We start from the raw sequence: 21132 nt of genomic DNA on the forward strand, positions 1-21132 counted from the left end.
TGAGCTGGGCACCCCAAGGGTAGCGGGGGCACGGCTCCCGCGTCAGGTACGGCCCCGACTACGCCCCGTTCACGACCCGTATCCGTAGCTTCTCGGCCAACCCGCCCGGCACGGCCTCGCGGCGACGCCACGCATGGGGCGGGTACCCGGCGGTGGAGCCCGCCGGTCGTGGCTACGATGGGCCAGCCGGTGGCCGTCGGGGCCGCGCGGCCCACCGACCGTCGGGAAGGCCATGCTGAACAAGTACGCGCGTGCATTTTTCACGCGTGTCCTCACACCGTTCGCCGCGTTTCTGCTCCGCCGCGGGGTCAGCCCCGACGCGGTCACGCTCATCGGCACAGCCGGAGTGATGGCGGGCGCGCTGGTCTTCTTCCCTCGTGGAGAGTTCTTCTGGGGCACGATCGTCGCCACCGTCTTCGTCTTCTCCGACCTCGTCGACGGCAACATGGCCCGGCAGGCCGGCATCTCCAGCCGCTGGGGCGCGTTCCTCGACTCGACCCTCGACCGGGTCGCCGACGGGGCCGTGTTCGGCGGCTTCGCGCTCTGGTACGCGGGCAGCGGCGACAACAACATGCTGTGCGCCGTCGCGATCTTCTGCCTCGCCAGCGGCCAGGTCGTGTCGTACACGAAGGCGCGCGGCGAGGCCATCGGCCTGCCGGTCGCCGTCAACGGCCTCGTCGAGCGCGCCGAGCGCCTGGTGATCTCCCTGGTCGCCGCCGGACTCGCCGGATTCCACCGGACCTTCGGGGTCCCCGGGATCGAGATCCTGCTGCCGATCGCGCTGTGGATCGTCGCGGCGGGCAGCGCCGTGACGCTCGCCCAGCGGGTCATCACCGTACGCAGGGAGTCCGAAGAGGCGGACGCGGCCGCAGCGGCGGCCTCCGCCGGCACCGGACGGGGGAGTGAGACCACGTCATGAGCGGCGCGAGCGACCGGGTGACCGACGCGCTGTACGGACTGGGCTGGGGCACCGTCAAGAAACTCCCCGAGCCCGCCGCCGTCGCCCTCGGCAGGACCATCGCCGACACCGCGTGGAAGCGGCACGGCAAAAGCGTCCAACGGCTCGAATCCAACCTGGCGCGCGTCGTGCCCGACGCGGGCCCCGAGCGGCTCGCCGAGCTGTCCAAGGCCGGCATGCGCTCGTACATGCGGTACTGGATGGAGTCGTTCCGGCTGCCGAGCTGGAGCGACGAGCGCGCCGCCGCCGGCTTCGACCCCAAGGGACTCCACCACCTGCGGGACGGCCTGGCCGCAGGCCGGGGCGTCGTCCTGGCACTGCCCCACCTGGCCAACTGGGACCTCGCGGGCGTCTGGGTCACCCGCTGCCTCGGGGTGCCCTTCACGACCGTCGCCGAACGGCTCAAACCGGAGACGCTGTACGACAGGTTCGTCGCCTACCGCGAAAGCCTCGGCATGGAGGTGCTGCCGCACACCGGCGGCGCCGCGTTCGGCACGCTCGCCCGGCGGCTGCGCGACGGCGGCCTGGTCTGCCTCGTCGCCGACCGCGACCTGTCGGCGTCCGGCGTGGAGGTCGACTTCTTCGGCGCCACGGCCCGGATGCCGGCCGGCCCCGCGCTGCTGGCCCAGCAGACCGGCGCGCTGCTGCTGCCGGTGACCCTCTGGTACGACGAATCGCCGGTGATGCGGGGCCGGGTCCATCCGCCCGTGGACGTACCGGAGACAGGTACCCGCGCGGAAAAGACGTCTGTCATGGCACAGGCGGTGGCCGATGTCTTCGCCGGCGGGATCGCCGACCATCCGGAGGACTGGCACATGCTGCAACGGCTGTGGGTCGCGGACCTCGAACCGCGCGAGGCCTCGGCCGAGGGGCGGCCCGCGTGAAGATCGGCATCGTCTGCCCGTACTCGTGGGACGTGCCCGGCGGCGTCCAGTTCCACATCAGGGACCTGGCGGAGCATCTGATCCGGCTGGGCCACAGCGTGTCCGTACTGGCCCCGGCGGACGACGACACCCCGCTGCCGCCGTACGTCGTCTCCGCGGGGCGCGCGGTCCCCGTCCCGTACAACGGCTCGGTCGCCCGGCTGAACTTCGGCTTCCTCTCGGCCGCCCGCGTGCGCCGCTGGCTGCACGACGGCGAGTTCGACGTCATACACATCCACGAGCCGACCTCGCCGTCCCTCGGCCTGCTCGCCTGCTGGGCGGCGACGGGTCCGACCGTCGCGACGTTCCACACGTCCAACCCGCGCTCACGCGCGATGATCGCGGCGTACCCGATCCTGCAGAACGCGCTGGAGAAGATCAGCGCGCGCATCGCCGTCAGCGAGTACGCGCGGCGGACGCTGGTCGAACACCTCGGCGGCGACGCCGTCGTCATCCCCAACGGGGTCGACGTCGACTTCTTCGCCGACGCCGAGCCCAACCCGGCGTGGCAGGGCGGCACGATCGGCTTCATCGGCCGCATCGACGAGCCCCGCAAGGGGATGCCGGTCCTGATGAAGGCCCTGCCGAAGATCCTCGCGGCCTACCCCGAGACGCGGCTGCTCGTGGCGGGGCGCGGCGACGAGAAGGAAGCCGTCGAGTCCCTGCCCAAGCCGCTGCGCGGGCAGGTCGAGTTCCTGGGGATGGTGAGCGACGCGGACAAGGCGCGCCTGCTGCGCAGCCTCGACCTGTACGTGGCGCCCAACACGGGCGGCGAGAGCTTCGGCATCATCCTGGTCGAGGCGCTGTCCGCGGGCGCGGCGGTGCTGGCGAGCGACCTGGACGCGTTCGCCCAGGTCCTGGACCAGGGCGCGGCGGGCGAACTGTTCGCGAACGAGGACGCGGACGCGCTGGCGGACGCGGCGATCCGGCTGCTGGGCGACGCGGCGCGCCGCGCGGAACTGCGGGAGCGCGGGAGCGCGCATGTGCGGCGGTTCGACTGGTCGACGGTCGGCGCGGATATTTTGGCCGTGTACGAGACGGTGACGGACGGCGCGGCGTCGGTGGCGACGGACGAGAGGACGACGGGCTTCAGGGCGCGCTTCGGGTTGGCGGCGCGGGATTAGGTAGCGGGTCTTGGTTGCGGTGTCGCCGTCCGGCGGGGGTTGCGTTCTTGGCTGCGCCGCGTGTGTCTGGTGCCGGGTTCCGGGGCCTCCGGAGGGGGGTGTCCGGACTGCTCGATCGCTAGCGCTCCTACGCTTTACGTCCGGACACCCCCCTCCTGCGGCCCCGGCCCCCTCCCGCCGGTGGTCCCATGCACTCGTCCGCGTGGGCGCGGCTTGTGGGTGCGTGCGGGCCGGCGATACGTCCCTGTCGTGGGTGCCCGGCCCCTTGCCGCCGGTGGCCGATAGCACCCCATCCGGGCCCGGGGGCTGAAGGGGGTCGTGCAGGGGTGGTGTCCGGAGCGTAAAGCGTGATTTGCGGCGCATCCCGGCGTTCGCTCTGCGTCCGGGCGCACGCGCCGTAAATCGTGCAGCGCAGGACACCATCCCGGAACGGCCCCCGGCGACAACCGCAACCACCACCCGCACCCCGGACGGCGACTAGCCTGCGCACGTGACGCAAACCATCATCTGGATCGTCGGTATCGCCATCGCCATCGGGCTCTACCTGAGTTGGACCGCCGGGCGGCTCGATCGGCTGCATGCTCGTATCGACGCCGCCCGCGCCGCCCTGGACGCGCAGTTGCTGCGGCGGGCGTCCGTCGCGCAGGAGCTGGCTACGTCCGGGCTGCTCGATCCCGCCGCCTCGCTCGTCCTGTACGAGGCCACGCACGCCGCCCGGCAGGCCGAGGAGGAGCAGCGGGAGGTGGCCGAGAGCGAGTTGAGTCAGGCGTTGCGGGCCGTGTTCGGGGAGCCCGAGCAGGTCGAGGCCGTGCGGGCGGCGCCCGGTGGCGAGGAGGCGGCCGACGAACTCGCCGCCGCTGTGCGGCGCGTACCGATGGCGCGGCTGTTCCACAACGACGCCGTGCGCGCCGCCCGCGCGCTGCGGCGGCACCGCAAGGTGCGCTGGTTCCGGCTCGCAGGACACGCACCGTTCTCGCCGACGTTCGAGATGGACGACGAGCCGCCCATCGCGCTCGCGGCCCGGCCGGTAAGCTGAGAAGGATCCACCGGCTCACCGGTGGCCCTTGCTGTGGACCGGTGACCCGGCGTTCTCTTGGGGGAGTCCTATTGTTCCCAGTCCAGTGAGGTCGTTCCGTGTCCACCAGCCCCCAGACCCCCGAAACCGGCACCGCACGCGTCAAGCGCGGCATGGCAGAGCAGCTCAAGGGCGGCGTGATCATGGACGTCGTCACGCCGGAGCAGGCGAAGATCGCCGAGGACGCCGGCGCGGTGGCCGTGATGGCTCTGGAGCGGGTGCCCGCCGACATCCGCAAGGACGGCGGGGTGGCCCGGATGTCCGACCCGGACATGATCGAGGGGATCATCGGGGCGGTGTCGATCCCGGTCATGGCCAAGTCCAGGATCGGGCACTTCGTGGAGGCGCAGGTCCTCCAGTCGCTCGGCGTCGACTACATCGACGAGTCGGAGGTGCTGACGCCGGCCGACGAGGTCAACCACTCGGACAAGTGGGCGTTCACGACGCCGTTCGTGTGCGGCGCGACCAACCTGGGTGAGGCGCTGCGGCGGATCGCCGAGGGCGCGGCCATGATCCGGTCGAAGGGCGAGGCCGGGACCGGCAACGTCGTCGAGGCCGTGCGGCATCTGCGGCAGATCAAGAACGAGATCGCCCGGCTGCGCGGGTACGACAGCCATGAGCTGTACGCGGCGGCCAAGGAGCTGCGCGCGCCGTACGAGATCGTCCGGGAGGTCGCCGAGCTGGGCAAGCTGCCCGTGGTGCTGTTCTCGGCGGGCGGTGTGGCGACCCCGGCGGACGCGGCGCTGATGCGTCAGCTCGGTGCCGAGGGCGTCTTCGTCGGGTCCGGCATCTTCAAGTCGGGCGACCCGGCCAAGCGCGCGGCGGCGATCGTCAAGGCGACCACGTTCTTCGACGACCCGAAGATCATCGCGGACGCCTCGCGTGACCTCGGCGAGGCCATGGTCGGTATCAACCTCGACACCCTGTCCGACGCCGAGCACTTCGCGAACCGTGGCTGGTGAACAGCCGCCCCTGATCGGGGTCCTGGCGCTCCAGGGCGACGTCCGCGAGCATCTGGCGGCGCTGGCGGAGGTCGGCGCCGTCGCCAGGACCGTGCGGCGGCCGGAGGAGCTGGCCGAGGTGGACGGGCTGATCGTGCCGGGCGGTGAGTCCACGACCATGTCGAAGCTGGCCGTGCTCTTCGGGATGCTTCAGCCGCTGCGTGAGCGGGTACGGGCCGGGATGCCGGTCTACGGCACGTGCGCGGGGATGATCATGCTGGCGGAGAAGATCCTCGACCCGCGCTCGGGTCAGGAGACCATCGGCGGTATCGACATGATCGTCCGCAGGAACGCGTTCGGACGGCAGAACGAGTCGTTCGAGGCGGCCGTGGACGTCGCAGGGGTCGGTCCCGTGGAGGGTGTCTTCATCCGCGCGCCGTGGGTGGAATCGGTGGGTGCGCAGGTCCAGGTGCTGGCCGAGCACGGGGGCCATGTCGTCGCCGTACGGCAGGGGAACGCCCTTGCGACGTCGTTCCACCCGGAACTCACGGGTGATCACCGGCTGCACGGGTTCTTCGCGGATATGGTGCGCGCCTGCCGGTGACGCCGTCCCGGTAGGATCTCTGCCGAACGGAGCAGGATTGGTTACGCGAAGGAGACAGGCAGATGTCCGGCCACTCTAAATGGGCTACGACGAAGCACAAGAAGGCCGTGATCGATGCCAAGCGCGGCAAGCTCTTCGCGAAGCTGATCAAGAACATCGAGGTCGCTTCCCGCACCGGCGGCGCCGATGTCGAGGGCAACCCGACGCTGTTCGACGCCATCCAGAAGGCGAAGAAGAGCTCGGTGCCCAACAAGAACATCGACTCGGCCGTCAAGCGCGGCGCCGGCCTTGAGGCCGGTGGCGCCGACTACGAGACGATCATGTACGAGGGCTACGGCCCCAACGGTGTCGCCGTCCTCATCGAGTGCCTCACCGACAACCGCAACCGCGCCGCTTCGGACGTGCGGGTCGCGATGACCCGCAACGGCGGCTCGATGGCCGACCCCGGTTCCGTCTCGTACCTCTTCAACCGCAAGGGCGTCGTCATCGTCCCCAAGGGCGAACTGGGCGAGGACGACGTGCTCGGCGCCGTGCTGGACGCGGGCGCCGAAGAGGTCAACGACCTCGGCGAGACCTACGAGGTGCTCAGCGAGGCCACCGACCTGGTGCAGGTCCGGACGGCGCTCCAGGAGGCCGGCATCGACTACGACTCGGCCGACGCCAACTTCGTCCCGACCATGCAGGTCGAGCTGGACGAAGAGGGCGCCCGCAAGATCTTCAAGCTGATCGACGCGCTGGAGGACAGCGACGACGTGCAGAACGTCTTCGCCAACTTCGACGTCTCGGACGAAGTCATGGAGAAGGTCGACGCCTGACGCGGCCTCATGCCGACGGGCCGACGGGGGGACGCGCCCGCCCGTCGGCCCGTCGCGTTGTCAGTCGTGACAGATACTGTGCTGATCAGCGACTGAAGGGGAGGCGTGCGATGCGGGTGCTGGGCGTTGACCCCGGGCTGACCCGGTGCGGTGTCGGAGTGGTCGAGGGCGTGGCGGGCAGGCCGTTGACGATGCTGGGTGTCGGCGTGGTGCGCACGGCCGCCGACGCGGAGATCGGGATGCGGCTGGTCGCCATCGAGCAGGGCATCGAGGCCTGGCTGGACGAGCACAAGCCCGAACTCGTCGCGGTGGAGCGGGTGTTCGCCCAGCACAATGTGCGTACGGTCATGGGCACGGCCCAGGCGAGCGCCGTCGCGATGCTGTGCGCCTCGCGCCGCGGCATCCCCGTCGCCCTGCACACCCCCAGCGAGGTCAAGGCCGCCGTCACCGGCAGCGGCCGGGCGGACAAGGCGCAGGTCGGCGCGATGGTGACCCGGCTGCTGCGGCTCGCGGCGCCGCCCAAGCCGGCCGACGCCGCCGACGCGTTGGCGCTCGCCATCTGCCACATCTGGCGCGCCCCCGCCATGAACCGCCTCCAGCAGGCGCACGCGGCGGCCCGCCCGTCCCGTATCCCCGCCTCCGTACGTAAGGTCACCCGATGATCGCCTTCGTCAGCGGCCCCGTCGCCGCTCTCGCCCCGACCACGGCCGTGATCGAGGTCGGCGGCATCGGCATGGCCGTGCAGTGCACCCCCGGCACCCTCGCCGAACTGCGCGTCGGACAGCCGGCGAAGCTCGCCACCTCACTGGTCGTCAGGGAGGACTCCCTGACGCTGTACGGGTTCGCCGACGACGACGAGCGGCAGACCTTCGAACTGCTCCAGACCGCGAGCGGCGTCGGGCCCCGGCTCGCCCAGGCGATGCTCGCCGTGCACACCCCGGACACCCTGCGCGTCGCGGTCGCCACGGGCGACGAGAAGACGCTCACCGCCGTGCCCGGCATCGGCAAGAAGGGCGCCCAGAAGCTGCTGCTCGAACTGAAGGACCGGCTCGGCGAGCCGGTCGGCTCCGGCAGGGGGCAGGGCATCGGGACGGCCGTCTCCGCGTCCTGGAGCGATCAGCTCCACGCCGCGCTGATCGGCCTCGGCTACGCCACCCGCGAGGCCGACGAGGCGGTGGCGCTGGTCGCGCCGCAGGCCGAGGCCGCCGTCGCCGAAGGACTGCAGCCGCCCGTGCCGCAGTTGCTGCGCGCCGCGCTCCAGAGCCTGAACCGAACCCGTTGAGCCGACCCCGAGGTGTACTTCAGTGAGCTGGGACGACAGCAGCAGCGAGACGACGGCGGACGAGGCCGAGCGGCTCGTCGCCCCGTCCGCCGACGGCGAGGACCAGGCCGTCGAGGCGGCCCTGCGGCCCAAGTCGCTCGCCGAGTTCGTCGGCCAGGAGCGGGTCCGTGAACAGCTCGACCTGGTGCTCAAGGCGGCCCTCGCGCGCGGCGCGACCGCCGACCACGTGCTGCTCTCCGGGGCGCCTGGGCTCGGCAAGACGACGCTGTCCATGATCATCGCCGCCGAGATGAACGCGCCGATCCGGATCACCTCGGGCCCCGCCATCCAGCACGCGGGCGATCTCGCCGCGATCCTCTCCTCACTCCAGGAGGGCGAGGTCCTCTTCCTCGACGAGATCCACCGGATGTCGCGGCCCGCCGAGGAAATGCTCTACATGGCCATGGAGGACTACCGGGTCGACGTGATCGTCGGCAAGGGCCCAGGCGCCACCGCCATCCCGCTGGAGCTGCCGCCGTTCACCCTGGTCGGCGCCACCACCAGGGCCGGGCTGCTGCCGCCGCCGCTGCGCGACCGGTTCGGCTTCACCGGGCACATGGAGTTCTACGAGAGCGTCGAGCTGGAGCGGGTCCTGCACCGCTCGGCGCAGTTGCTCGATCTGGAGATCGACGCGGCGGGGGCCGCCGAGATCGCCGGCCGCTCCCGGGGCACCCCCCGTATCGCCAACCGCCTGCTGCGCCGGGTACGGGACTACGCCCAGGTCAAGGCCGACGGCTTCATCACCCGTGAGGTGGCCGCCGTGGCCCTGAAGGTCTACGAGGTTGACGCCCGCGGTCTCGACCGCCTCGACCGGGCCGTGCTCCAGGCGCTGCTGAAGCTGTTCGGCGGCGGACCTGTAGGACTTTCGACCCTTGCGGTCGCCGTGGGGGAGGAGCGGGAGACGGTCGAAGAGGTCGCCGAGCCCTTCCTCGTACGGGAGGGACTGCTCGCGCGCACCCCGCGCGGCCGGGTCGCGACCCCCGCCGCCTGGGCGCACATGGGTCTCACACCCCCGCAGCAGGCACCGGGCGCAAGCGGACAACAGGGTCTCTTCGGGGCGTGACGGAGATCGCTCTCGCCAACCGAGGAACCCCGGTGCGATGCTGGGCGTTGTTCCAATGATGCGGACTCGCTTAGACTCCGCCGATGCCGCCCTTCCGGGCCGGTGTGCCCACCCCCGTATACAAGGCCGTTCGACAACGCGGTCGTGCGAAGGAAGTTCCCTCCCGTGAGTCTCGTGACCATCCTCCCCTTCATCGTGCTCATCGGGGCCATGTTCCTGATGACCCGGTCCGCCAAGAAGAAGCAAGCGGCGGCCGCGTCGATGCGCAACGACATGCAGCCCGGCATCGGCGTCCGCACGATCGGGGGCATGTACGCCACCGTCAAGGAGGTGCACGACGAAATGGTCCTCCTTGAGGTAGCTCCCGGAGTCCACGCCGTGTACGCCAAGAACGCCATCGGCGCCGTCATGGACGACGAGGAGTACAACCGCATCGTCCACGGCGAAGAGCCCTCCCAGGACGCTCTCGGTGACGGCGCGATCGTCCCCGACGACGCTTCTTCCCTGACCGAGGCCGGCGACACCCCTGCCACGGCCAAGATCGACCTCGGCAAGAAGCCCGAGGACGACGAGGCGGCCGACGCCGAGCCCGAGCCGAAGGCCGCCAAGGCCGAGGTGAAGGCCGAGGCGGACGCCAAGGACAGCAAGGCCGACGGCGAGGCCGACGCGAAGTAGTCCCGTCCGCGACTACCGCGAGCGCGGGCCGTCCTGCGGCCCTCAGCGGTGCACGGACCCTGCCGATTACTGCGGGGGCAGGTCCCCACAACACTTCGTGGCCGCTCCGGCGCATACCGGGCGAGGGGCGGTTGGACAGGGAGAAACGAGAAGGTGGCAGCACCTAATAAGGGCCGAGGGCAGGCGGGGCGGGGCAAGCCGGGCCGCACCCTGACACTGTTCCTGATCGTCATGGTCGCCCTCACGGGCGGGATGTTCTGGTCCGGTCATGTCACGCCGCGGCTGGGGATCGACCTCGCGGGCGGCACGAGCATCACGCTTGAGGCGAAGAACACGCCGGGCAAGCCGAACGCGATCAACAAGACCAACATGGACACGGCGGTCAGCATCATCGACCGGCGTGTCAACGGTCTTGGGGTCTCGGAGGCCGAGGTTCAGACCCAGGGCTCCAAGAACATCATCGTGAACATCCCCAAGGGGACGAACGAGAAGCAGGCCCGCGACCAGGTCGGGCAGACGGCCCAGTTGTACTTCCGGCCGGTGCTCACCGTCGCGGCGGGCGCCCCGACGGCGCCCCAGCCGTCCGGCTCGCCCAGCGCCTCACCGAGCGGATCGCCCAGCGGCTCCCCGAGCGGCAAGCCGAGCGCCGAGTCCTCCGCCGGCACGTCGGGCGACAAGGCGTCGTCCTCGGCGTCGCCGTCGTCCAGCGCCACCACCCAGGGCCGCGCCGTCACGGGCGCCCTGAAGAAGGCGCCCTCGCCGACCCCCACCCCGGGTGCGGCCGACCCGAGCGCCCCGGCCGCGACAACGCCGCCGGACCCGGCCACCGCCGCTCTGCAGAAGAAGTTCGAGAACCTCAACTGCACGAGCAAGGCCCAGCGCACCACGGTCAACCAGAGCTCCGCGCCCAAGGACACGATCGTGGCCTGCGGCCAGGACTCGGACAAGCAGTGGGCCAAGTACGTCCTCGGCCCGGCCGAGCTCGAAGGCACCGACGTCGCCAAGTCCAAGGGCGTCCTCGACCCGCAGCGCGGCATGTGGATCGTCACCCTCGACTTCACCGGTGGCGGCACGAAGAAGTTCCAGTCGATCACCACGAAGCTCTCGAAGCAGCAGCAGCCGATGAACCAGTTCGCCATCGTGCTGGACGGCAACGTCGTCTCGGCGCCTTCGGTGAGCCAGACCCTCGGCGCCAGCGCCGAGATCTCCGGCAGCTTCACCCAGCAGTCCGCTCAGGACCTCGCCAACGTGCTCTCGTACGGCGCGCTGCCGCTCTCCTTCAAGGAGGAGAGCGTCAGTACGGTCACCGCCGCGCTCGGCACCGAGCAGCTCCAGGCGGGGCTGATCGCGGGCGCCATCGGACTGGCCCTGGTCATCATCTACCTGGTGGCCTACTACCGGGGTCTGTCGCTGATCGCGCTGCTCAGCCTGCTGACCTCCGGCATCCTCACGTACGTGATCATGTCGCTGCTCGGCCCGGGTATCGGCTTCGCGCTGAACCTGCCGGCGGTCTGCGGTGCGATCGTCGCCATCGGTATCACGGCGGACTCGTTCATCGTGTACTTCGAACGGATCAGGGACGAGATCAGAGAGGGCAGGACCCTGCGTCCTGCCGTCGAGCGCGCCTGGCCGCGCGCCCGGCGCACGGTCCTGGTCTCCGACTTCGTGTCGTTCCTCGCCGCAGCCGTGCTGTTCCTCGTCACGGTCGGCAAGGTGCAGGGCTTCGCGTTCACCCTCGGCCTGACCACGATCCTCGACGTGGTCGTGGTGTTCTTCTTCACCAAGCCGGTGATGACGCTCCTCGCCCGCACCAAGTTCTTCTCCGGCGGCAGCCCGTGGTCGGGTCTCGACCCGAAGCGTCTCGGGGCCAAGCCGCCCCTGCGCCGCACCCGCCGCACCGGCGGCCCCACCGACCACCCGAAGGAGGCGTGAGATGTCGCGACTCGGTGCATTCGGCGCCCGGCTCTACCGTGGCGAGGTCGGCTACGACTTCGTCGGGAAGCGCAAGATCTGGTACGGGATCTCGATCCTGATCACCATCACGGCCATCGTCGGCCTGGCGGTGCGCGGTCTCAACATGGGCATCGAGTTCAAGGGCGGTGCTGTCTTCACCATTCAGCACACGACCACCTCGGTGGCCAAGGCCCAGACCGACACCGAGGCGGCGGCCCCCGGCCATGAGGTCGTGGTCCAGAAGCTCGGCAGCGACGGTCTGCGCATCCAGGTCAGCGACCTGAACCCGCAGAACTCCGCCTCCGTGACGACGGAACTCTCCAAGGACCTGAACGTCCCCGAGAGCAAGATCGCCGCCGACCTGGTCGGGCCGAGCTGGGGAGAGTCGGTCGCCAACAAGGCGTGGACCGGACTGGGGATCTTCCTGGTCCTGGTGGTGATCTATCTGGCCATCGCCTTCGAGTGGCGGATGGCCGTAGCCGCCCTCGTCGCGCTGATCCACGACCTCACCATCACCGTGGGTGTGTACGCCCTCGTCGGCTTCGAGGTCACACCGGGCACGGTGATCGGTCTGCTGACCATTCTCGGTTACTCGCTCTACGACACCGTCGTCGTCTTCGACAGTCTCAAGGAGCAGTCGAAGGGGATCACCAAGCAGTCCCGCTGGACCTTCAGCGAGGTCGCCAACCGCTCGATCAACGGCACGCTGGTGCGGTCCATCAACACCACGGTGGTCGCCCTGCTCCCGGTGGCCGGTCTGCTGTTCATCGGCGGCGGCCTCCTCGGCGCCGGCACGCTGAACGACATCTCGCTGGCCCTCTTCGTCGGCCTCGCCGCCGGTGCGTACTCCTCGATCTTCATCGCCACCCCGCTGGTGGCGGACCTCAAGGAGAGCGAGCCGCAGATGAAGGCCCTGAAGAAGCGGGTGTTCGCCAAGCGGGCGGCCGCTGCCGCCAAGGGCGAGTCGATCGAGCAGACCGACTACGGCACGGACGACGACGCTCCCGCGGACGGCGACCCGGCCGGTGCCACGCCTGCCGCCGCCGGATCGGTCACGGGCCCGCGCAGCCGCAACCGCAACAACGGGCGGCCATCGGGGCGGCGCCGATGACCGACGACAGCACACGGGAGCTGCTGCTCAGCCGCATCCGTGACGTCTCGGACTACCCCAAGCCGGGGGTGGTGTTCAAGGACATCACCCCGCTGCTGGCCGACCCCAAGGCGTTCTCCGCGCTCACCGACGCGCTGGCCGAGGTGTGCGCCCGGCAGGGCGCCACGAAGATCGTCGGCCTGGAGGCGCGCGGGTTCATCCTCGCCGCCCCGGTCGCCGTCAGGGCCGGGCTCGGCTTCATCCCCGTACGCAAGGCGGGGAAGCTGCCGGGAGCGACGCTGTCGCAGACGTACGAGCTGGAGTACGGCAGCGCCGAGATCGAGGTGCACGCCGAGGACCTGGCCGAGGGTGACCGGGTCATCGTCATCGACGACGTCCTCGCCACCGGCGGTACGGCCGAGGCGTCGCTTGAGCTGGTCAGGCGGGCGGGCGCCGAGGTCGTGGGCGTCGCCGTCCTGCTGGAGCTCGGCTTCCTCGCGGGCCGCGCCCGGCTGGAGCCGGCCCTGCGCGGGGCCCCGCTGGAGGCCCTGATCACGGTCTGACCGACCTCTCGCACACACCAGGACGGGCGCCCGGGAACACCGGGCGCCCGTCCTGTGTTGTGCAATCCCTCCAGTCCCGGGGCGAGCGGAATGCCCAGGGTCGATACCATGGAGGTTCGGGCCTGACCGGGGGACCCGGATCCGCACGAGGAGCGCTCTTGCCAGACGAGGCCCAGCCACTGGCCGCCGCAACGCCCGACGAGCACGAGAACCGGGCGACGAAGGCATCGGACGCGCCGCAGGAGAAGCCGGCGGCAGCGCCCGACGCGGAGCGCGCCCAGCACCCGGCGCAGGGGGCCCCGGCGGACACCCCGGCGCCCGCCGACCCCGCGCAGCCGCCCACCGCGCAGGGCGCGGCACCGCCGGCCGCGACACCCCCGGCCGAGACGCCTCCCGCCGCGAAACCCGCTGAGGCGCAGCCGCCGGCGCCCCCGGCCGCCAAGGCCCCGCCCGTCCCGCCCACGCCCGTCACGGCCCCGAAGCCGGATACGGCCGCGCCCGCGCGTACCGGCGGCTCGTCCAACCGCGTCAGGGCCCGGCTCGCCAGGCTCGGCGTGCAGCGCTCGTCGCCGTACAACCCGGTGCTGGAGCCGCTGCTGCGCACCGTGCGGGGCAACGACCCCAAGATCGAGTCCGCCACGCTGCGCCAGATCGAGAGCGCCTACCAGGTCGCCGAGCGCTGGCACCGCGGGCAGAAGCGCAAGAGCGGCGACCCGTACATCACCCACCCCCTCGCCGTCACGACGATCCTCGCCGAGCTGGGCATGGACCCCGCCACGCTGATGGCGGGCCTGCTGCACGACACGGTCGAGGACACCGAGTACGGCCTGGACACCCTCCGCAAGGATTTCGGCGAGCAGGTCGCCCTCCTCGTCGACGGGGTCACCAAGCTGGACCGGGTCAAGTTCGGCGAGGCGGCGCAGGCCGAGACCGTACGCAAGATGGTCGTGGCCATGGCCAAGGACCCCCGGGTCCTGGTCATCAAGCTCGCCGACCGGCTGCACAACATGCGCACCATGCGCTATCTCAAGCGGGAGAAGCAGGAGAAGAAGGCCCGCGAGACGCTGGAGATCTACGCGCCGCTGGCCCACCGGCTCGGCATGAACACCATCAAGTGGGAGCTGGAGGACCTCGCCTTCGCGATCCTCTACCCCAAGATGTACGACGAGATCGTCCGGCTCGTCGCCGAACGGGCGCCCAAGCGCGACGAGTACCTGGCCATAGTGACCGACGAGGTGCAGTCGGACCTGCGCGCCGCCCGGATCAAGGCCACCGTCACCGGACGGCCGAAGCACTACTACAGCGTCTACCAGAAGATGATCGTCCGCGGCCGGGACTTCGCGGAGATCTACGACCTGGTCGGCATCCGCGTCCTCGTCGACACCGTCCGCGACTGCTACGCGGCGCTCGGCACCGTGCACGCCCGGTGGAACCCGGTGCCGGGGCGGTTCAAGGACTACATCGCGATGCCGAAGTTCAACATGTACCAGTCGCTGCACACGACGGTCATCGGCCCCAACGGCAAGCCCGTCGAGCTGCAGATCCGCACCTTCGACATGCACCGCCGCGCCGAGTACGGCATCGCGGCGCACTGGAAGTACAAGCAGGAGGCCGTCGCCGGCGCGTCCAAGGTGCGCACCGACGTGCCCAGGTCCACCAGCAAGGTCGGCGGCCAGGACACCGTCAACGACATGGCGTGGCTGCGCCAGTTGCTCGACTGGCAGAAGGAGACCGAGGACCCCAGCGAGTTCCTGGAGTCGCTGCGCTTCGACCTGTCGCGCAACGAGGTCTTCGTGTTCACGCCGAAGGGCGACGTGATAGCGCTGCCCGCGGGCGCGACGCCCGTCGACTTCGCGTACGCGGTGCACACGGAGGTCGGCCACCGCACGATAGGAGCGAGGGTCAACGGACGGCTCGTACCGCTCGAATCGACCCTCGACAACGGGGACCTGGTGGAGGTCTTCACCTCCAAGGCGTCCGGCGCCGGCCCGTCGCGCGACTGGCTGGGCTTCGTCAAGTCGCCGCGGGCCAGGAACAAGATCCGCGGCTGGTTCTCCAAGGAGCGCCGCGACGAGGCGATCGAGCAGGGCAAGGACGCCATCGCCAAGGCGATGCGCAAGCAGAACCTGCCGATCCAGCGCATCCTCACCGGCGACTCGCTGGTCACCCTCGCGCACGAGATGCGCTACCCCGACATCTCGTCGCTGTACGCGGCGATCGGCGAGGGCCATGTCGCGGCGCAGGGCGTCGTGCACAAGCTGGTGCAGGCGCTCGGCGGCGAGGAGGCCGCCAACGAGGACCTCGCCGAGAGCGAACCGCCGTCGCACGGCCGCAGCAAGCGCCGCAAGAGCGCCGATCCGGGTGTGGTCGTCAAGGGCGTGGACGACGTGTGGGTCAAGCTCGCCCGCTGCTGTACGCCGGTGCCGGGCGACCCGATCATCGGCTTCGTCACGCGCGGCAGCGGCGTCTCGGTGCACCGCGCCGACTGCGTCAACGTCGACTCGCTGTCCCAGCAGCCCGAGCGGATCCTGGAAGTCGAGTGGGCGCCCACCCAGTCGTCGGTGTTCCTGGTCGCCATCCAGGTGGAGGCGCTGGACCGCTCCCGGCTGCTGTCGGACGTCACGCGCGTCCTGTCCGACCAGCACGTCAACATCCTGTCGGCGGCCGTCCAGACCTCCCGCGACCGGGTGGCCACGTCCCGCTTCACCTTCGAGATGGGCGACCCGAAGCACCTCGGGCACGTCCTGAAGGCCGTACGGGGCGTGGAGGGCGTCTACGACGTCTACCGCGTCACCTCGGCCCGCAGGCCGTAGCGGCAGCGCCCACGAGCCGCACACGAAGGCGGCCCCGGAGCTTCACGCTCCGGGGCCGCCCGCACATCCGATCCGCGTCAGCCGCCGAACTCCTGCAAGCCCTTCAGCGCCTGGTCCAGCAGCGCCTGCCGGCCTTCCAGCTCCTTGGCGAGCTTGTCCGCCCGGGAGTTGTTGCCCTGCGCGCGCGCCGCGTCGATCTGCGTATGCAACTTGTCGACAGCGGCCTGCAGTTGGCCGGTCAGACCCTCGGCGCGGGCCCGCGCCTCCGGGTTCGTCCGGCGCCACTCGTTCTCCTCGGACTCCTGCAGCGCCCGCTCCACCGTCTGCATCCGGCCCTCGACCTTGGGCCTGGCGTCGCGCGGCACATGCCCGATCGCCTCCCAGCGCTCGTTGATGGCGCGGAAAGCGGCCCTGGCCGACTTGAGGTCCTTCACCGGCAGCAGGCGCTCGGCCTCGACGGCCAGCTCCTCCTTGAGCTTCAGATTCTCGGTCTGCTCGGCGTCCCGCTCGGCGAAGACCTCGCCGCGCGCGGCGAAGAAGACGTCCTGGGCGCCGCGGAAGCGGTTCCACAGGTCGTCCTCGGCCTCGCGCTGGGCGCGGCCCGCCGCCTTCCAGTCCGTCATCAGCTCGCGGTAACGCGCCGCCGTGGTACCCCAGTCGGTGGACCCGGACAGCGCCTCGGCCTCGGTGACCAGCTTCTCCTTGGTCTGCCGTGCCTCCTCGCGCTGCGCGTCGAGCGCGGCGAAGTGGGCCTTGCGCCGCTTGGAGAAGGCCGAGCGCGCGTGCGAGAAGCGGTGCCACAGCTCGTCGTCGGACTTCCGGTCCAGCCTCGGCAGGCCCTTCCAGATGTCCACCAGCGCCCGCAGCCGCTCACCCGCCGCCCGCCACTGGTCGCTCTGCGCCAGCTCCTCGGCCTCGACGACCAGCGCCTCCTTGGCGACCTTCGCCTCGTCGGTCTGCTTGGCGCGCTGCGCCTTGCGCTCCTCGCGGCGCGCGTCGACCGTCGCGACCAGGCCGTCGAGGCGCTGCCGCAGCGCGTCGAGGTCGCCCACCGCGTGGTGTTCGTCGATCTGCCCGCGCAGATGATCGATGGCCGCCGTCGCGTCCTTCGCGGACAGATCGGTGGTCTTCACCCGCTTTTCGAGCAACCCGATCTCGACGACCAGGCCCTCGTACTTGCGCTCGAAATAGGCCAGGGCCTCATCCGGAGAGCCGGCCTGCCAGGATCCGACGACCTGCTCGCCCTCGGCCGTACGCACGTACACGGTGCCTGTCTCGTCGACACGGCCCCACGGGTCGCTGCTCACAGCGCCTCCTCCACCTGATGCCCGCCGGGGAGTTGGCCCCCGGGCATCGTCCACAGTTTCCTGGGGCGGGCAGCGCCCGCCCTGCACAACGCCAATCTAAGTGACAGGGCGACCGGCTGTCCGCACTCAGCACGGCTGAAATTCGGCTGGTTACGCCTTGTCGACGGTGGCCTTCGAGATGGTGACGGACTTCTTGGGCGCACCGTCACCGCCGCCGCCCGTGACGCCGGCCTTCGCGACGTCCTTCACGGTCTGCAGACCGGCCGCGTCCATCGTTCCGAACGGGGTGTACGTGGGCGGCAGCTTGGTGTCCTTCCAGACGAGGAAGAACTGGCTGCCACCGGTGTGCGGCTGGCCGGTGTTGGCCATCGCGACGGTCCCGGCGGGGAAGGTCACCGTGCCGTCGGCAGCGGCCTTGCCGAGCGCCGTGAGGTTCTCGTCGGGGATGGTGTAGCCGGGGCCGCCCGAGCCGTCGCCCTTGGGGTCGCCGCACTGGAGCACGAAGATGCCGGACGTGGTCAGCCGGTGGCACTTCGTCTTGTCGAAGTACTTCTTGTCGGCGAGCGCCTTGAACGAGTTGACGGTGTGCGGTGTCTTCGCTGCGTCCATGGCGATGGCGATGTCGCCCTGGTCCGTCTTGAGCGACATCGTGTACTTGGCCGTCTTGTCGACCGTCATCTTCGGCTCGGGCGGTGCGCTCTCGCTCGCCGAGGGGGACGGTACGGGCGACGGCGGCGCCGACGGCTTCGCCGCCGTGTCGCCGCTGTCGTCGTCCGACAGGCCCACCGACGCGTACGCGGCGCCGCCGGCCAGGACCACCACGGCCAGCACGGACGCGATGACGATGTTGCGCCGCTTCGCCTTCCGCCGTGCCTCGGCCCGGCGCTGCTGCTGGCGCTCGAACTTCTTGCGGGCGAGTTCCCGCCGCCGCTGGTCGTTGTTGGCCACCGGGTCTTCTCCTCGTGGTCGGCATGATCGTCGGCATGTCTGACTGACTGGGCTAGGGCCGTACGGTATATGGGTTAGCTGTGGAATGAGCAGCGCCGGTAGGCTTTGATCTGCCGCGATCTCCTCGCGGGCACGGACCTGCCGGACAACAAAAAGGGACGATTGTGCTCATTGCCGGGTTCCCCGCCGGGGCCTGGGGGACCAATTGTTATCTGGTCGCCCCCGCCGCCGGCGAGGAGTGCGTGATCATCGACCCGGGCCACCAGGCCGCCCAGGGCGTCGCCGACGCGGTGCGCAAGCACCGGCTCAAGCCGGTCGCCGTCGTCCTCACCCACGGCCACATCGACCATGTCGCCTCGGTCGTCCCCGTCTGCGGTGCCCATGACGTACCGGCCTGGATCCACCCCGCAGACCGCTACATGATGAGCGACCCCGAGAAGGGGATCGGCCACTCGATCGGCATGCCGCTCATGGGCGAGCTGACCGTGGGGGAGCCGGACGACATCAAGGAACTGACCGACGGCGCACGGCTGCGGCTTGCGGGGCTCGACCTGACCGTCTCGCATGCGCCCGGCCATACCAAGGGGTCGGTGACCTTCGGACTGCCCGAGAACACGGCGGGGGACATCCCGCCGCTGCTGTTCTCCGGTGATCTGCTGTTCGCCGGCTCCGTCGGACGCACCGATCTGCCCGGCGGCGACCAGGCCGAGCTGTTCGAGTCGCTGGCCCGCGTGTGCCTGCCGCTCGACGACTCGACCGTGGTGCTGTCGGGCCACGGCCCCCAGACGACCATCGGCCAGGAGCGCACCGCCAACCCGTATCTGCGGGAAGCGGCGACCGCCGGCGACGGCGGAGCGAGCGCCCGGCCGCTACGAGGAATGTGACGCAGCGATCCCCATGAGTACTTTCCAGGCCCCCAAGGGCACCTACGACCTGCTCCCGCCCCGCTCCGCGACGTTCCTCGCGGTACGCGACGCGATCTCGGCGCCGCTCAGGAACTCCGGCTACGGCTATGTCGAGACGCCCGGATTCGAGAACGTGGAGCTGTTCGCGCGCGGTGTCGGCGAGTCCACCGACATCGTCAGCAAAGAGATGTACGCCTTCGAGACCAAGGGCGGCGACAAGCTCGCCTTGCGCCCCGAGGGCACGGCTTCGGTGCTGCGCGCCGCGCTGGAGGCCAACCTCCACAAGGCGGGCAAACTGCCGGTCAAGCTCTGGTACTCCGGCTCGTACTACCGCTACGAGCGCCCGCAGGCCGGCCGCTACCGGCACTTCTCCCAGGTCGGCGCCGAGGCGATCGGCGCTGAAGACCCCGCGCTCGACGCGGAGTTGATCATCCTCGCCGACCAGGCGTACCGCGCGCTCGGGCTGCGCACCTTCCGCATCCTGCTCAACTCGCTGGGTGACAAGGTCTGCAGGCCCGTCTACCGGGAAGCGCTCCAGGGCTTCCTGCGCGGGCTCGACCTCGACGAGGAGACCCGCCGCCGGATCGAGATCAACCCGCTGCGGGTGCTCGACGACAAGCGCCCCGACGTGCAGCGTCAACTCAGCGAAGCGCCGCTGCTCCGCGACTATCTGTGCGACGCGTGCAAGGCGTACCACGAAGAGGTGCGCGAACTGCTGGGCGCCGCGGGCGTCGCGTACGAGGACGACCCGCGGCTCGTCCGCGGCCTCGACTACTACACCCGCACCACCTTCGAGTTCGTCCACGACGGGCTCGGCTCGCAGTCCGCGGTGGGCGGCGGCGGCCGCTACGACGGGCTGTCCGAGATGATCGGCGGCCCGGCACTGCCGTCGGTCGGCTGGGCGCTGGGGGTCGACCGTACGGTCCTGGCGCTGGAGGCCGAGGGCATCACGCTCCAACTGCCCTCCGCCACCAGCGTGTTCGCGGTCCCGCTCGGTGAGGAGGCGCGGCGCGTGCTGTTCGCGGCCGTCACCGAACTGCGCAGGGCCGGGATCGCCGCCGACTTCAGCTTCGGCACGAAGGGACTGAAGGGCGCCATGAAGGACGCCAACAGGTCGGGCGCGCGCTACACGCTCGTGGCGGGCGAGCGCGATCTCGCCGACGGCGTGGTCCAGCTCAAGGACATGGAAAGCGGCGAGCAGGGCCCCGTCGCGCTCGGCGAGATCGGTGCGGAGCTGGCCCGCCGGCTCGGCCGCTAGCAGCCCTCAGGTCCTTGTCCTTATCTCCTGCGAACAGTGGTCGTGGGGGCGGGTGCGGCACAATGACCCTGCCCCCACAGGCCACCGAAACGTATGGAAAGCGATATGACGAGTACCGCGCTGGACGATGTCTCCTCCTCCGAACGGGACGAGGGTGACGCCGCCCGTACGGTCGGCGGCAGCCGCGCCTTCGGGCTGCTGCTGATCATCACGGGCGCCGCCGGGCTGCTGGCCGCCTGGGTCATCACGCTCGACAAGTTCAAGCTGCTCGAAGACCCCGGCTTCACCCCCGGGTGCAGCCTGAACCCCGTCGTGTCCTGCGGCAGTGTGATGAAGAGCGCGCAGGCGGCGGCCTTCGGCTTCCCCAACCCGATGCTCGGCCTCGCCACCTACCCCGTCGTGATCGGTATCGGGCTCGCCGTGCTGGCCGGCGCCAGGTTCCGCGGCTGGTACTGGCTCGGCCTGAACTTCGGCGCCCTCTTCGGCGTCGGGTTCTGCACCTGGCTCCAGTACCAGTCGCTGTACAGCATCAACGCGCTGTGCCTGTGGTGCTGCCTCGCCTGGGTCGGTACGACCGTCCTGTTCTGGTACGTGACCTCGCACAACGTCCGTACCGGGATCCTGCCGGCGCCGTCCTGGCTGCGGAGCTTCTTCGGCGAGTTCACCTGGGTGCTCCCGGTGCTGCACCTCGGCATCATCGGGATGCTCATCCTCACCCGCTGGTGGGACTTCTGGACGAGCTGACGGCTCCCTGACCGGCCCGGTCACGCTGTCGGTGGCCTGACATAGGGTTCGT

20 protein-coding genes are annotated in these 21132 nt (G+C 70.5%); 18 read left to right on the top strand and 2 right to left on the bottom strand.

Annotated elements, in window-relative coordinates:
• Positions 1 to 232 precede the first annotated feature (232 nt).
• The 15 genes from pgsA (at position 233) to ACZ63I_RS30170 (ending at position 15918) form a co-directional block, all read left to right on the top strand.
• Positions 233 to 919, top strand: a complete 687-nt coding sequence (pgsA, locus tag ACZ63I_RS30100; protein ID WP_469342382.1) for a phosphatidylinositol phosphate synthase — start codon at positions 233 to 235, stop codon at positions 917 to 919.
• Positions 916 to 1842, top strand: coding sequence for a phosphatidylinositol mannoside acyltransferase (locus ACZ63I_RS30105; RefSeq protein WP_469342384.1), 927 nt, complete (start codon positions 916 to 918; stop codon positions 1840 to 1842). Before pgsA ends, ACZ63I_RS30105 begins: the two co-directional genes overlap by 4 nt.
• Positions 1839 to 3005, top strand: coding sequence for a glycosyltransferase family 4 protein (locus ACZ63I_RS30110; RefSeq protein WP_469342385.1), 1167 nt, complete (start codon positions 1839 to 1841; stop codon positions 3003 to 3005). Before ACZ63I_RS30105 ends, ACZ63I_RS30110 begins: the two co-directional genes overlap by 4 nt.
• Before the next feature lie 490 nt (positions 3006 to 3495).
• On the top strand, positions 3496 to 4041 hold the full coding sequence (locus tag ACZ63I_RS30115; protein WP_469342387.1) for a hypothetical protein: 546 nt from the start codon (positions 3496 to 3498) through the stop codon (positions 4039 to 4041).
• Between the two features lie 98 nt (positions 4042 to 4139).
• Positions 4140 to 5042, top strand: coding sequence for a pyridoxal 5'-phosphate synthase lyase subunit PdxS (gene pdxS, locus ACZ63I_RS30120; protein ID WP_469342389.1), 903 nt, complete (start codon positions 4140 to 4142; stop codon positions 5040 to 5042).
• 10 nt (positions 5043 to 5052) lie between these two features.
• Positions 5053 to 5625 carry a pyridoxal 5'-phosphate synthase glutaminase subunit PdxT gene (gene pdxT, locus ACZ63I_RS30125; RefSeq protein WP_469342445.1) on the top strand — a complete coding sequence of 191 codons (573 nt, stop codon included), beginning with the start codon at positions 5053 to 5055 and terminating at the stop codon, positions 5623 to 5625.
• 62 nt (positions 5626 to 5687) lie between these two features.
• Complete coding sequence (locus ACZ63I_RS30130; protein WP_469342390.1) at positions 5688 to 6440, top strand: YebC/PmpR family DNA-binding transcriptional regulator; 753 nt, start codon at positions 5688 to 5690, stop codon at positions 6438 to 6440.
• Between the two features lie 110 nt (positions 6441 to 6550).
• Positions 6551 to 7102 (top strand): crossover junction endodeoxyribonuclease RuvC, encoded by a 552-nt coding sequence (ruvC, locus tag ACZ63I_RS30135; protein ID WP_469342392.1) that lies wholly within the window; start codon positions 6551 to 6553, stop codon positions 7100 to 7102.
• Positions 7099 to 7722 (top strand): Holliday junction branch migration protein RuvA, encoded by a 624-nt coding sequence (gene ruvA / locus ACZ63I_RS30140; protein WP_469342393.1) that lies wholly within the window; start codon positions 7099 to 7101, stop codon positions 7720 to 7722. The genes ruvC and ruvA overlap by 4 nt, the downstream gene beginning before the upstream one ends.
• A gap of 22 nt (positions 7723 to 7744) precedes the next feature.
• Entirely contained in the window at positions 7745 to 8824 is a 1080-nt protein-coding gene (ruvB, locus tag ACZ63I_RS30145) for a Holliday junction branch migration DNA helicase RuvB (protein WP_469342394.1), read from the top strand.
• A gap of 165 nt (positions 8825 to 8989) precedes the next feature.
• Positions 8990 to 9499 carry a preprotein translocase subunit YajC gene (gene yajC, locus ACZ63I_RS30150; RefSeq protein WP_469342395.1) on the top strand — a complete coding sequence of 170 codons (510 nt, stop codon included), beginning with the start codon at positions 8990 to 8992 and terminating at the stop codon, positions 9497 to 9499.
• Between the two features lie 153 nt (positions 9500 to 9652).
• Positions 9653 to 11431 (top strand): protein translocase subunit SecD, encoded by a 1779-nt coding sequence (gene secD / locus ACZ63I_RS30155; protein ID WP_469342397.1) that lies wholly within the window; start codon positions 9653 to 9655, stop codon positions 11429 to 11431.
• A gap of 1 nt (position 11432) precedes the next feature.
• Positions 11433 to 12563 (top strand): protein translocase subunit SecF, encoded by a 1131-nt coding sequence (gene secF / locus ACZ63I_RS30160; protein ID WP_469342399.1) that lies wholly within the window; start codon positions 11433 to 11435, stop codon positions 12561 to 12563.
• Positions 12560 to 13105, top strand: coding sequence for an adenine phosphoribosyltransferase (locus tag ACZ63I_RS30165; RefSeq protein ID WP_469342400.1), 546 nt, complete (start codon positions 12560 to 12562; stop codon positions 13103 to 13105). The genes secF and ACZ63I_RS30165 overlap by 4 nt, the downstream gene beginning before the upstream one ends.
• A gap of 158 nt (positions 13106 to 13263) precedes the next feature.
• Positions 13264 to 15918, top strand: a complete 2655-nt coding sequence (locus ACZ63I_RS30170) for a RelA/SpoT family protein (protein ID WP_469342401.1) — start codon at positions 13264 to 13266, stop codon at positions 15916 to 15918.
• Between the two features lie 77 nt (positions 15919 to 15995).
• Here the strand turns inward: ACZ63I_RS30170 and ACZ63I_RS30175 are convergent, their stop codons facing one another.
• On the bottom strand, positions 15996 to 17225 hold the full coding sequence (locus ACZ63I_RS30175) for a DUF349 domain-containing protein (RefSeq protein WP_469342402.1): 1230 nt from the start codon (positions 17223 to 17225) through the stop codon (positions 15996 to 15998).
• Positions 17226 to 17375: 150 nt separating this feature from the next.
• Positions 17376 to 18173: a peptidylprolyl isomerase gene (locus ACZ63I_RS30180; protein ID WP_469342404.1), complete on the bottom strand. Its 798-nt coding sequence runs from the start codon at positions 18171 to 18173 to the stop codon at positions 17376 to 17378.
• 164 nt (positions 18174 to 18337) lie between these two features.
• Between ACZ63I_RS30180 and ACZ63I_RS30185 the strand changes: the two genes are divergently transcribed.
• The 3 genes from ACZ63I_RS30185 to ACZ63I_RS30195 all read left to right on the top strand — a co-directional run bounded on the left by ACZ63I_RS30185 (position 18338) and on the right by ACZ63I_RS30195 (position 21080).
• Positions 18338 to 19057, top strand: coding sequence for an MBL fold metallo-hydrolase (locus ACZ63I_RS30185; protein ID WP_469342405.1), 720 nt, complete (start codon positions 18338 to 18340; stop codon positions 19055 to 19057).
• A gap of 13 nt (positions 19058 to 19070) precedes the next feature.
• Complete coding sequence (gene hisS / locus ACZ63I_RS30190) at positions 19071 to 20336, top strand: histidine--tRNA ligase (RefSeq protein WP_469342406.1); 1266 nt, start codon at positions 19071 to 19073, stop codon at positions 20334 to 20336.
• A gap of 105 nt (positions 20337 to 20441) precedes the next feature.
• Entirely contained in the window at positions 20442 to 21080 is a 639-nt protein-coding gene (locus ACZ63I_RS30195; protein WP_469342407.1) for a vitamin K epoxide reductase family protein, read from the top strand.
• Positions 21081 to 21132 lie beyond the last annotated feature (52 nt).

It is taken from the genome of Streptomyces sp. NPDC087906, from assembly GCF_055584925.1.